The sequence below is a fragment of the Allohahella marinimesophila genome, from assembly GCF_039538005.1.
GTDB lineage: Bacteria > Pseudomonadota > Gammaproteobacteria > Pseudomonadales > Oleiphilaceae > Allohahella > Allohahella marinimesophila.
In genome coordinates, this window is the sequence record NZ_BAABBO010000001.1 from 119,038 (window position 1) to 131,580 (window position 12,543).

Consider the following 12,543-nt stretch of genomic DNA (forward strand, 5'->3'; position numbering starts at 1 on the left):
GCGTGCCGAACCGCTACATCGCCGTACTGCTCAGCGGGCTCTTGTTGATCGGTCTGAGCGCTTGCTCGACCACACTGAAGCATCCAGAGGCAGCATCCACAGCGCGCGATGAATGCGTGGTGCTGTTGCATGGTCTCTGGCGAAACAATCTGGCGATGTGGCCGCTCGAAGAGGCCCTGCTAGCGCAGGGCTACACGGTGGTGAACCTGGATTATCCCTCTACCAGCATGCCCATTCCTGATCTCGCAGAGCAGTACCTGGCGCCGGCTGTCGAGCAGTGTGACGATGCAGTCGATGGGCCGACCCACCTGGTCTCGCACTCGATGGGCGGCATACTTGTACGTTGGTACCTGCAGACGGAAGCGCTTCATTCAGAAGCAAGGGTCGTGATGCTGAGCCCGCCGAATCAGGGAAACGAACTAGCCATTCATTTCCGCGACTGGCCCTTGTTCGATCTCTTCGTTGGCCAGGCAGCGCGCCAGCTATCAACCGATGAGCTGGGCATACTCGGACAATTGCAGCCTTTACGTTCGCCTACCGGTATCATTGGTGGCCAGAGGACCCGCGGCTGGTTCAGCCTTGGGCTGTTGCCTGAGCCGAACGATGGCACGGTGTCAGTCGATAGCATGCGCCTGCCGGAGATGCGGGATTTTCTGCTGGTGGACGAATCGCATGTCAGCATTCGTGGCAGTGCGCTTGTTCATGAGCAGGTCATTCACTTCCTCAGCAAAGGGCAGTTCAAGCCGGGTTGAGGCTGCGTAGCGCCCCTGCGACAATCGTGTGAGCGCTGACATTCACGACACCTTTCTGGAAACGCAGACAAGTACCGATGGAAACACGTAAGCAGCCACAGTCTCCACGAACACTGCACCTGCATATCGGCATTCCGAAAACGGCTTCGACCTGGCTGCAAAGCAAGGTATTTCCATCACTTGATCACCTTCGCTATCTGGACTGCCCTCGTAACAGCTTGTTCGAGCGGCCCGAGGATCAGGACAGCGATCGACTGATGGCCAGTGTATTCAAACGGTCAAGCCATATCTGGGCAGGCTTTGGGGATACCATCTTCCAACATCTGGTCGGAGACCGCGATGCCTGGCTTGCAGATGGGCGGAGCCTCTTGATATCGGAGGAGGGGATCGGTCGTCAGGGCAGTCGCCCCGCCTTGATCGCCGCCCATATCAGAGAGATGCACAACAGCGCCGCGGCCTGGGGCTTCGATCAGATCAATGTTGTTTGCCTGTATCGTCGCCAGGATTACTGGCTGGCCTCCCACTATGCGCAAATGAGCGATCGAAACCCGAACCCTGGACAGGCAGATTTCGAACGCCTGGTCCATGACGTTACCTCACCTCGAGTCTCGCGCTATGGTTTCGGGATGCTATTGGACTACAGCGAGCTTCATAACCAGCTCGTTGAAGTCGTGGGGCCGGAGGGACTCTTGATGCTGCCGTATGAGCTCTTGCAGGACTCCCCCGATCTTTTGCTTCATTCGATGCTGGAAACCTTGGAGACGCCCGCGGAAAAAATGCGGGACATTATCAGTGGCACCCTTGGCACCACAGCAAACGTTCGTTCGCAGGATGGGGTATGGCGTCTGCGCCGCCACCGAGTAAGGCGCTTGGCTGGAGTGCCGCTGTGTTCGTGGCCTTTGAAGCCGCGCGCGAAGACGATTGAGCTGACGCCTGAGATTGCTCGCCAGGTGCGGGAAGCTTATGCGGTTGGTAACCGGGAGCTGGCTGATAGTACGGCTGTTGATCTAGGGAAGTATGGGTACTTTGATTTTGCTGAGCCACCAGCATATGGCGGGTAGTTCGAGCCTCGCGCGAGCATCCCTGCCCGGATTGTGCAATAAGCCCGAATGCGCTTGCCGCTCGGCACTAGTGCACCAGTCTTTCAGTTTGCGCAAACGGATTGTTGAAGGACGAACCAACACCAGCCAGTTTAACATCGCGATGCTTCTTCGCCATGAGCTTGCGAATCGTCGGTTCGAGCTTTTTGGGGACATCCACCATCAACAGCAGCTTGCCTTCGGCAACCGCATCGTGAAAGGGGCGAATCTTGTAGTGTTCAGTGCCTATACCCCCCATCCCACCAATCCAGGTGCCAGCACAACTGAAGAACAACACAATGGCAGCCTGGATGCCTAGGCTCATCGTCGAGCCAAAGGTCGTGAAGAACTGGAGGCAAAGTACGATGATCACGCCGAGCAGCACGCCCCCTAGCAGCCCGCGCTCCATCGAATGGATCACATCCAGTCGCCGGAGAAAAGTCGCGCCGTGAATGTGCTGCTCGTCTAGCGCAGCATCATTTGCACTCACGACATTGAAATGCGCATCAGTGATGCCATGCGCGTGCAGGTCTTCCGACACCGAAGACACCCGTTCGAGATCAGGTGCGATGTAGTACATACGTTTCATGGGAAAACTCCTCGAGAGAACCTCGGTTCGTTTAGGGAACTACTGATAGAAACACTACGCCGCTTACACTTCTGTCGATAAGATTTTCTGGCTCTAAGGCAGGGATTTTTTAGGCGATACTTTACTGACAGTTCAACCGGAGTGCCCAGGGGGTTCCGTGCCAATGCATCCAGGAGGATAAAAGGCACTGAACCCCGCGAGCATCACTAGCAAGCGATTTAATACGTGCAGGTAATTACAATATCATCCACGTAGTTGGGTGTGGCATCGATTGCTGGCATGGTACCCACGCCGCCGCTCGTCACCTGACAATCACCTGTCCCAGGCATGAACTCGAAGATGGTGGCTGAGATATCGTACGGGTCGCCCGGCTGCAGGCCATTCGGCAGCGTGAATGGCCCATTCTCGATGACTGACACGAAGCCGCCTAATGCTTCCAGATCTTCGACTTCAACAGTATCTTGCTCCAACAGGCCGCTCACCGTTCCCCCGAGCGAACCCGCCGCTGGGCCGCTGCCGACATCGGTCGTACAAGTCAGCGAAATGTTGCTGACGTTGCTGGTGCCAATCGTACCTGTGCCATTTTGTACCGGATCGCATGTGGTGCCGGCTGAAGTGCTGCTGACGGTCACATCGTAAGTCGTGCCGGGCTGGAGATACAGACTCGTGAAAGTAGCATTCACATCAGTAAGCGAATAGCCCTGGGCGCCAGTGCTGAAAGTAGCCAGCAGCTCGACGTTTGCATTGGCTCCGAGTCCTGACACAGCGCCCGAGAGACGTGCACCGCTGCAGGTGATGTTGGAGGTCACGGTAGGGAACTGTGGCGTGCCGCTGGCAGTACTGAATCCGCAAGACAGTCCACTCGGAAGGCCAAGGAAAGACAGGCTGAAGTTGCCGGTGAAGTCCTCGATAAACGCGTACGCACCATTAGCACTGACTGTCTGGAAGGCCTGACCCGTATCGCTATCCATATTGCTGATAGTCAGAGACTCGCCCGATGGAACACCGCTAGCTGTACCGCCTATGGTGTAGGAGGTCAGCGCAGCTTCGCAGGTGATTGCGACAGTCACAGCATCATCGCCCTCGCCGGGACTGCCTGTACTCTCACTCAAGGTACAGCCGAAGCCACTCGGCAGGCTTGACACTGATAGATTGAAGGTGCCAGTGAACGCCTCAATGAAGGCGAACTCACCATTGCCCTGGGTGAGCGAGACTGTGGTCCCGCTGGCGCTGTCCGTATTGTTCACCATGATGGTGTCATTAGCGCCCAGCCCCGCAATGGTGCCATTGATCGCGTAGCTGGCAGCCTGCGTGCTGCATGTAATTTCGATTGGGTTGAATATGGTCGTGGTGTAGCTTCTGGGAACTGTGATATTGCGTTTCGCAGAGACACAGACAGCGCTACTTGGTGAGCCAACCGGCTGAGCGATCGACACAAGAGTGTCCGCCAGCAGATTACCAGGAAAAGTGAAGGGGCCATTCGTGGTGGCCTGAACTGATTGTGTGGCGTCGGTTCCATCTGGCGTAATACTCAGGCTTACGGACTGCCCCGCAGCCAGCCCTGTGACGGTGCCGCCGACTATCTGTGGCAGATAAAGCAGGGTAGTGCAGATGACATTAATGTCTTCGATGTTGCCCTTCGGCACTGTTCCACTGGCTTTCGGAAGCGCGCAGCTGACGTTAGCACCGAGAGAAGACTGATCCAGCGCGACTGTGTAGGCCTGGCCGGCAGTCGTACTGCTGGTGAACTTGTAAGCGCCATTTTGCGCAATCTTGAGCACCTCTGCGGCGCTATTGCTCTGAACCAGAGTGAGTGTGAATTCTCGTCCCTCTGGCAAGTTAGCGACCACACCACCAATTCGCTGCTCTGTTGCTGGGTTGATTATGTCCTGGAGTACAGGGGGGCAGCCGTTATCCGCGCAGATTGACTTTTTGAGCCCCGGGTTCAGCCCATTTAAAGCGCTCAGCATTTCCTCCTGCGCTTTTTCTCTGGACACCAGCGTCTGATGCTTTGGATCTTCATTCGTGCTGAGCTCTTCTCCAAGGTAGTCCTCACGCACAGGCGGGGGTAGTTTGGCAATAAAGGCGAAAGGCATGACCTTTTCTAGCGACCGCCTTTGATATTTCTTGAGAACTCTAATAATAGCCTTAGCTTTAGACGAACCACTTTTATTGCCAAGCTTCCGTGCGAGCTCGTCCTTGAATTCTCTGACGACCGATTGCTGGGTGGACAGTGAAGCTGCGCTCTGGCCCTCGTCGTCGACCACGCGATTCTCATCGATGCTTTGCAGAAACTGCGCAATGACCAGCCCTTTTTCTGGGTCCTCTCCCGGGCCTGCCATCTGCAGCACATGTGTTACCTCAGCGCAGTTCGCAGTGCCGAGGACGCTGCTGCCGAGGTAAAACGTGGTGCGGCTTCCGGGTAAGCATTGGTAGCTGCCAGTTTTATCAGTGTATTCATAGTCAGATATTTTCTCGACGAGCACCTGGAACGTGTCTGCAGTCGCTTCCAGCGCAGGCGGTGACATGATCAGGAGACTGCTGTCCGCGGAAAACGCGAGCATGCCAGCGTTGGCGGTCTCCTCTCTGAGGCTCCAGCTCGTCCCGCCGTCTTCAGATATGCGAGTGGCGCCACGGTTAGCCGTCATAAGCAAACGACGTCCATCGGCCGACATCGCAATCAATGTTTCCAGCTCGGTAACCGGCTGGCCAAATACAGGGCCGTCTGTCCAGGTAACACCATTGGTGTCAGAGACATGGACGCCAGTCGCAGATGCCGCCAGCAGGTGGCGTCCATCGGCCGACGAAGCGATATCGAGAAACTCGAGTCCCAGGCCACGTTGGTTCCAGGTCAGGCCCGCGTCGCTGCTGGTATAGATGAACCCGTTGACGAGATCGGGTGTGCCACTGGCGATGGGACCATTTGCCGGTGAATTCGTGGTGGAAATCGCAAGACTGCGGCCGTCTGCCGATGTGGCGATGCCGGTGATGTTGAGCCTTTCGTCCAGCACTGCGGGCGCGTTGGCAGTCTGATCACCAGATATGTCGGTCCAGCTCGCGCCGCCGTCAGTGGAACTGGCGATACACAAATTAGAACCGCCTGAAGTGGACTGGATGCCCGTTGCGAACAGAATCAAGCCATCTGCAGAGCTCGCCAGATCTGTCGGATAGGTACACGGAAAGAAGTCACTCCGAGTCACCCACGTGACGCCGCTATCCGTTGACACAGAAGTAGTGCTGCTGTCGCTGCCATCCCAGCTCACCATGGTCGTGCCGTCTGGCGAAACGAACACCTTGTTGGCTGCGCTCGCGTTTTCATCGGTGACCCAGCTGACGCCAGCATCGGAAGACACCAGACGTCCACCTGTCGAGCCTAGCGAGGCAAGAATATGCTGACCATCTGCGGAAGCTGCGGCTGCGGCTCTATCAAAATTGCCGGCGGGACCCCGAGTAGTGCGTGAATTGATATAGCCAATACCTTCGACGGGAGCATCGAAAAATACGCCGTTTATCGAGGTTTGGGGAGGTGTGCTGGTCTTGCCATTATTGCACCCTGAAAGCCCGGTGAGCAGGCCAGTGGCGAGTAGGGTAGTCAATAGGATCCGCGTAGGATGACTAGACAGATGCTTCATTAAACGGCCTTCTTGTTTATGCGTTGTTGGTCAATAGCGAGCAGCAAGTTCTGTTAACTAGGTCACAAAAGCTTAGTCACATATTAATTTTCAGCAAGATTTACCGGCCGGGTTCAGGATAGGGGGCGGACATAGCGAGGCGTTTTTCGTCTGACGTCTATCGTGTTCAGGAGTTCCGGTAAATGGCAGGCTATGCCCGTCGTGTGGAATCTGGCCGAACAGCTGGCGGATTACAGCGCAGAGTGCCGCTCGAATTGCGCGAGTGGAGTTTTTCTCCCTGACTGATAGCAAGATGAGTCGGGATTTTTGTAGGTGAAGCTGAGGCCGCTCATTGATCTTGTTGGTTCTTCTGACATACTGCGATGAGTGGATCGAATATTGGTCAGCGGGCTTATAGAGTGCGCATTGTAATACGCTGTTACTAGCACGAGGCTCTTTCAGAAACTTTCGGTTTAGGAAGGTTCGTTGCTCCATCGAGTATTTTGGATCGGCGCCCATCTAGTCGGAAGTGGGGCCGCAGCTGCAGTGCTTCTCCGGTCAGGTGGCTTTGCCTGAGTGGACGGGCAAGCCGGCCAGGTAGTCTGCTTACGGAGGCAGCGGAGTGGCATTCGATGCACTATCATTTATTCAACCTACTGGCTTCGCTCGCTCCGGCACACTCTGGCCTGCGCTTGCGCTCCGGCAGCCCGGCTTTGCCGACTGCCAGTGGCTCGGCGAGTAACAAGATACTGCACGAGACAACCGCTTCGCGGCCGCTCGTGAGCACGGCGTAAGCGATGGGAGTCCGCCTATATGATTGATCCAGTCGTCATCTCGATCGTTGCTCTTTGCATTTCAATTTTCGGGTTAGCATTTTCTGTATATCAGTGGAAGAGGAGTGCTTTCATTAAGAGCTCTGAGAAGGCCCATGAAGTAACCCAAGAAGCTTTTGAGTTACGGCGATCATCAGAGGATCTCAGAAACTTAATCGGAGTCACGGAGGATATCGATGACATGGAGGAACTTCTCCAGTCAATTGACTCGGTATCTGAAGAGCTGTTAAAGAACGCACTGCGAAATCCGAAAACTAGTCTTCGTGATGTTTATAGGGCACAACAACGAATTTCGGATACGAGATTAGAGGTTGACCTTCTTCACAAGCAAGTATTGGAGGCTAGGAGATTTAATGAAGAGGTTGCCGAGCATGAGCAATCAGAGTGGAATCGGTGACAAGGGGCTCTTGCCGGACTGGTTTTCAGATGCGCTCCAAACCACCCGCAAAACGCGGCGTTAATTTTTCTCAGAGATGGTTCTTTTTCACCCTGTCGGTACTACGTCTCCCTCGGGTGTCTGATCTTCGCGGGTTGGCTTGTCTATTCAGTTTGTAGATTTTGTCTCTGGCTACTTCACCCGGTTGGGACAGCTCCTGCAGGATACAAGTGAGTGCACGAGGTAACAGCTTCGCTGCCGCTCGTGACCCAAGCGTTAGCTTTTGTTGGCGCCTTTCACTAGGTCGGAAAACAATAATAAGGAGAAGACATTGTCGCTACTGCAAGAAATTCTGAATTGGTCCCAGAGTCTTCCGGCATGGCAAAGCGATGCAGTGGCGCGCTTGCTGGCTAAACAGACCCTGACAGCAGAAGACCAAGATGATCTATTTGCGGTATTGAAAGCCGGGAACGGTATTCCCGATCCAAAAGGACGGAAACCCAAACCCCTGACGGCTGATCAAATCCCAGCACCAGTGACAGAGACAATTCACGTTGAACTACTTGCGATGAAAAATATGCGGCATGTCAACGCGATTGCCGAGAACCAGTGTCTGTCGTTTAGTCCTGGTGGGATCACCGTCATATATGGTGACAACGGCTCTGGAAAATCAGGATACTCTCGCGTACTTAAACGCGCATGCCGTGCCCGTGATCAGATGGAAGCGATTCATCCGAACGCCGCTCTCCCTGCAAGTAAAACGGGGAAAGCCGAAGCCGTATTTGAGATCAAAGTTGATGGTTTAGCGCAAGATGCGTACTGGACAGACGGTAAAGCGGCTCCAGTAGCTCTATCATCTTTCGCTATCTTTGATTCGCGCTGTGCTCGTGCCTACCTAGACAGCGAAGATGATTTTTCTTATGTGCCCTACGGGCTAGATGTGTTCGAGGGGCTGGCGAAGGCCTGCAAACAACTTAAGGTCGCGATCGAAATCGAACATGCGCAGTCTGCCGCAGATCTTTCGGCTTTTGTGCCGCTCCACGGAGACACCGCCGTTGGTAAACTAATTTCAGGACTATCGGCCAGAACGACACAAGCCCAAATTGAGGCGTTGGCGACGCTTTCGCAGGAGGATTTGGCGGAGTATGAGGCCTTGAATAAGAGTCTGAAAGAGCACGATCCGAAAGAAAAGGCTGCTCAATTGCGTTTGCGTGCTCGCCGAGTCGCCGCTATTGCAACAAACGCAATAAGTAAAGGAGTGCTGGTAGATCAATCGGTGGTGGTTAAGTTGCGTGAGCTGGCAGACAGTTATCGTACTGCGCAGTCAGCTGCCGCTCTCGCAGCCACACGGTTTAAGGAAGAAGAAAGTCTGCTACCTGGCACCGGAGGAGAGGCATGGCGTGAACTTTTCGATGCCGCCCGAAAGTTTGCGACAGAATCCCATCCGGACAGAACTTTCCCAGAATTGGGAGCAGATTCACCTTGTCCCCTATGTCAGCAACCTCTCGCCGAAGGCGCTGCTCGTTTACAGCGTTTCGAGTCCTTCATTCATGCCGAGGCAGAAAAAGCCGCCCAAGAGCGCCGACTGGCCCTGTACGCAGAGTACAAGCCGTTCATTGCGAACATTCTGACTCTAAATATTGACGATATAACTTACGGGGAGATTGAAGGCTTGGACCCGCAACTCGCGAATGACGTCAAAGTCTTTGAGCATTTGTTGGTCGCTCGCCAGCAGGCCATCAAAGAGGCGGTAATATCTCATCAATGGGAAGGTACTGAACAGGTATGAAGTGGCCTAATGATCTTGGACACCAACGAAGGTGGTAAACTACCACCAAATCATGAGGTGTTCAGTTTTGGCAAGACGATCCTTTACAACAGAATTCAAACACGAAGCGGCCAGCCTGGTTGTCGATCAGAAGTATACTGTACGGCAGGCCAGCGAGGCGGTCGGCGTGGCTGAGAGTGAGATTCGACGCTGGGTCAAGCAGCTCCGGTTAGAGCGGTCTGGCGGCACGCCAGCTGGCTCGAAGGCACTGACGCCTGAGCAGCAGGAGATCCAGAAGCTGAAGAAGCAGGTAGCCCAACTTGAGCGGGATAAAGCCATATTAAAAAAGGCTACTGCTCTCTTGATGTCGGACTCGCACGATCAGTTTCGCTGATCGAGTCATTGAGAGAGCAGTATTCAACTGCAGAGGTTTGCCGCGCCTTTGGTGTCAGCAGAAGCACGTTGTACCATCGGCGACGTCAGGCCGCGCGCGTTGATCTGGAACGAAAACGACTTCGAGAACGAGTTGCGAAGCTGCATGAGGCCAGCCGTTGTGCAGCCGGCGCACGGAGCCTCTCGGCAGCTCTGCGTCGGGAGGGCGAGGCCGTAGGGCGCTATAAAGCTGCTCGTCTGATGGCAGAGGCCGGCGTGGAAAGCAAGCAGCCGAGACACGTGTACAAGGTTGCGAAGGTTGAATCGGAGATAGCACCTAACCAGTTGAACCGGGAGTTTGACGCAGAGAAGCCGAATCAGAAGTGGACTGGCGATGTGACGTATATCTGGGCCGGCACACAGTGGACCTATCTCGCGGTTGTGATGGATCTGCATCGCCGCGAACTCATTGGTTGGGCCATGTCTGACTCACCGGACTCGGAGCTGACGAAACGCGCACTCACGGTGGCCTACGAAGCCAGAGGCTGCCCGAAGAATGTGATGTTCCACTCGGATCAGGGTTGTCACTATACAAGTGTGAGCTTCAGACGGCTGCTCTGGCGCTACAGAATGACGCAGAGCATGAGCCGACGAGGCAACTGCTGGGACAACGCGCCGATGGAACGTTTCTTCAGGAGTCTGAAGACAGAATGGATACCGAAGAGTGGCTACCACAGTCCTTCTGCGGCAAAGGCTGATGTACTGCGCTATGTCACCTGGTATTACAACCGGGTGCGACCACACAGCTACAATGGCTACGAATCGCCCATAACGAAAATAAAAGCGGCTTGATAAAGAGCTAACTAACTGTCCAAGATTACTTGACCACTACAGTATTGATTAACCCCTCAGTGCGATTCCAAGCGTTAGCCGACAAGATAAATGTCGAAGCTGAAACTCTTGAAAAAGCGTCAGACGAAAAGGAGCGTGCCTCACTTCAAAAGCAGTTCGTTGAACTTGATGCACGAGCCCGCCTAAGTCAGGTTAAGGGTGCCGTAGTTTTGGCGGTAAACCGGTTGGGTCATCAGGCTAAGCTTAATCAATGCTTGTCGGAAATAAAGACAACCGCAATTTCGCGGAAAGCATCAGAGCTGGCCGAAAAGGTTGTGTCCAAAGAGTTAGCTGAAGCACTCAACCACGAGTTCAAGGCGTTGGGAGTGGGCACGCTCCGTGTTTCGTTACAAAGCCGCTCCGACAGGGGTAAGGCTTTGCACAAGTTAAAGCTGGAACTACCACAAAGCCGTAACCCTGGTGATATTCTCAGTGAAGGAGAGCAACGTGCAATCGCGATCGGCTCTTTTCTGGCCGAGGTCGGGCTAAGTAATGGCAAGGGCGGGATTGTGTTTGATGATCCTGTGTCTTCCCTTGATCATCGCCGTCGAGAACGTGTAGCAAGGCGACTTGCGCAAGAAGCCGCACAGCGTCAGGTCATCGTATTTACCCATGACATCTATTTTCTCTGTCTTCTTGCCGAGGAAGCAAAGCTTGCTACCGTACCGATTGCTACACAGAGTTTGACACGCCGTGCTGAGGGATTCGGCGTGGCCGATCCAGAGCTACCTTTTGAGGGGAAAAGCACTAGTAAACGGATTAAAGCCCTTCGAGCTCAGCATCAAATTACCGCCAAACTTCACAGGGACGGAGAAGAGCAACAGTATCAGCGACAAACTGTTGATGCTTATTTCCGGCTCCGCATGACGTGGGAGCGGGCTGTAGAGGAGGTCCTTTTGCGAGAGGTGATCCTGAGATTCCGGAAAGGCGTTGAAACACAGCGACTTGTTGGTGTTGTGGTGGAAGATAGCGATTATGCGGAAGTCTATGCGGGCATGACCAAGTGTTCGAACTATGCACATGATAAAGCCCTACTAGGCGGAGTTGCTGTTCCAGACCCCGATGAGCTGCTCGCTGACATTACGGCATTGGATGCTTGGCGAGAACGTATTGAGGAAAGAGGCAAGAAGACGGCGCAGAAACGTAAGGCGTGAAAATGCTTTCTACCGAGCTTGGACGCAGGAACTATCCATACAAGTGACTGTGGTGCCAAATCCGAAAATTTCAAAAGAATCTCGCGCTACGCCGTACGCTACATAAGGACCGTGTATGACCAACATCACCGTGCACCAAGCCATACGTTCCGACCTTGACGACGTGGCTGAGCTTTTCGACAAGTATCGCCAGTTCTACGGTCAGCCCAGCGATATTCAGGCGGCTCGCAGATTCCTGTTGGCACGGGTCAATAATGGCGAATCAATCATTCTCCTGGCCAAGCAGGGTGAGCAAATCGTTGGCTTCGCTCAGTTATTCCCGGCTTTTTCCTCTGTCTCCTTGGCTCGCACCTTCATTTTGAACGACCTGTACGTCAGTCCTGCGGGGCGCCGTCAGGGGGTGGCAACGCGCTTGTTGCTGGCAGCGGAAGAATTTGCAAAGAAAGTTGGCGCCGTACGGCTTACTCTTTCGACTGCTACTACAAACGAGCCAGCGCAAGCCTTATATAAGCTTGCAGGTTGGAAACGGGACGAAAATTTCCATGTGTTTCATCGGGTCATCCCGGCTTAGCTGGGCGCTCCACGAGACGCATCCAGAGCTAAGCGCCGCAATCGCTCATGCCAATAGTGGTATCTGCACAAGGAGGCGGATCAATGAAACAAACAGGTAGCTGTCTCTGCGGAGGCATTCAGTACGAAATCAATGGTCCGCTGACCGATGTCCTGAACTGTCATTGCTCAATGTGCCGGAAGCTACATGCTTCAGCATTCAGAACCCGCGCAAAAGTGCGTGCGTCGGACTGGCATACTGTCAAAGGGCAGGCCTTGATGAAATTCTACGAATCTTCTCCCGGTGAGCATAAAGGCTTTTGCTCACACTGCGGCTCCAACCTCTACACCAGGTTTGATGCCAACCCCGAGATCTATGGTTTCCCACTTGGCACACTTGATACCGATCCTGGCGTCAAAGCAGGGCGCCACGTATTCGTGAACAGCAAGGCGCCCTGGTTCGAAATTACGGATGATCTACCCCAGCATGCTGAGTACGACTGAGACAATGAACGTTAGCCGCGGAGAAAGGCCGTTATAATGGGCTGCTGTGCAGGGGGCGATATGAG

10 protein-coding genes are annotated in these 12,543 nt (G+C 54.2%); 8 read left to right on the top strand and 2 right to left on the bottom strand.

Annotated elements, in window-relative coordinates:
* Positions 1-2 precede the first annotated feature (2 nt).
* Together ABD735_RS00545 and ABD735_RS00550 are read left to right on the top strand one after the other, a co-directional pair.
* Positions 3-752 (top strand): esterase/lipase family protein, encoded by a 750-nt coding sequence (locus ABD735_RS00545; protein WP_344802202.1) that lies wholly within the window; start codon positions 3-5, stop codon positions 750-752.
* Between the two features lie 77 nt (positions 753-829).
* Positions 830-1,813, top strand: coding sequence for a hypothetical protein (locus tag ABD735_RS00550; RefSeq protein WP_344802204.1), 984 nt, complete (start codon positions 830-832; stop codon positions 1,811-1,813).
* Between the two features lie 67 nt (positions 1,814-1,880).
* Here ABD735_RS00550 and ABD735_RS00555 read toward each other — a convergent pair whose 3' ends face one another.
* Together ABD735_RS00555 and ABD735_RS00560 are read right to left on the bottom strand one after the other, a co-directional pair.
* Positions 1,881-2,420, bottom strand: coding sequence for a hypothetical protein (locus ABD735_RS00555; RefSeq protein WP_344802206.1), 540 nt, complete (start codon positions 2,418-2,420; stop codon positions 1,881-1,883).
* A 218-nt stretch (positions 2,421-2,638) separates the two neighbouring features.
* Positions 2,639-6,052: a sialidase family protein gene (locus ABD735_RS00560; RefSeq protein ID WP_344802208.1), complete on the bottom strand. Its 3,414-nt coding sequence runs from the start codon at positions 6,050-6,052 to the stop codon at positions 2,639-2,641.
* Positions 6,053-6,844: 792 nt separating this feature from the next.
* Here ABD735_RS00560 and ABD735_RS00565 point away from each other — a divergent pair.
* The 6 genes from ABD735_RS00565 to ABD735_RS00590 all read left to right on the top strand — a co-directional run bounded on the left by ABD735_RS00565 (position 6,845) and on the right by ABD735_RS00590 (position 12,478).
* Complete coding sequence (locus ABD735_RS00565; protein ID WP_344802210.1) at positions 6,845-7,261, top strand: hypothetical protein; 417 nt, start codon at positions 6,845-6,847, stop codon at positions 7,259-7,261.
* Positions 7,262-7,571: 310 nt separating this feature from the next.
* On the top strand, positions 7,572-9,029 hold the full coding sequence (locus ABD735_RS00570) for an AAA family ATPase (protein ID WP_344802212.1): 1,458 nt from the start codon (positions 7,572-7,574) through the stop codon (positions 9,027-9,029).
* Positions 9,030-9,081: 52 nt separating this feature from the next.
* A protein-coding gene (locus tag ABD735_RS00575) for an IS3 family transposase (RefSeq protein ID WP_425548545.1) occupies positions 9,082-10,232 on the top strand; the annotation gives its coding sequence in 2 pieces (ribosomal slippage) (positions 9,082-9,358 and positions 9,358-10,232; 1,152 coding nt in all).
* A 29-nt stretch (positions 10,233-10,261) separates the two neighbouring features.
* On the top strand, positions 10,262-11,425 hold the full coding sequence (locus ABD735_RS00580; RefSeq protein WP_344802216.1) for an AAA family ATPase: 1,164 nt from the start codon (positions 10,262-10,264) through the stop codon (positions 11,423-11,425).
* A gap of 115 nt (positions 11,426-11,540) precedes the next feature.
* Positions 11,541-11,996 carry a GNAT family N-acetyltransferase gene (locus ABD735_RS00585; RefSeq protein WP_344802218.1) on the top strand — a complete coding sequence of 152 codons (456 nt, stop codon included), beginning with the start codon at positions 11,541-11,543 and terminating at the stop codon, positions 11,994-11,996.
* 83 nt (positions 11,997-12,079) lie between these two features.
* A complete protein-coding gene (locus ABD735_RS00590) occupies positions 12,080-12,478 on the top strand; it encodes a GFA family protein (RefSeq protein WP_344802220.1) in 399 nt (132 codons plus the stop codon).
* Positions 12,479-12,543: the final 65 nt, after the last annotated feature.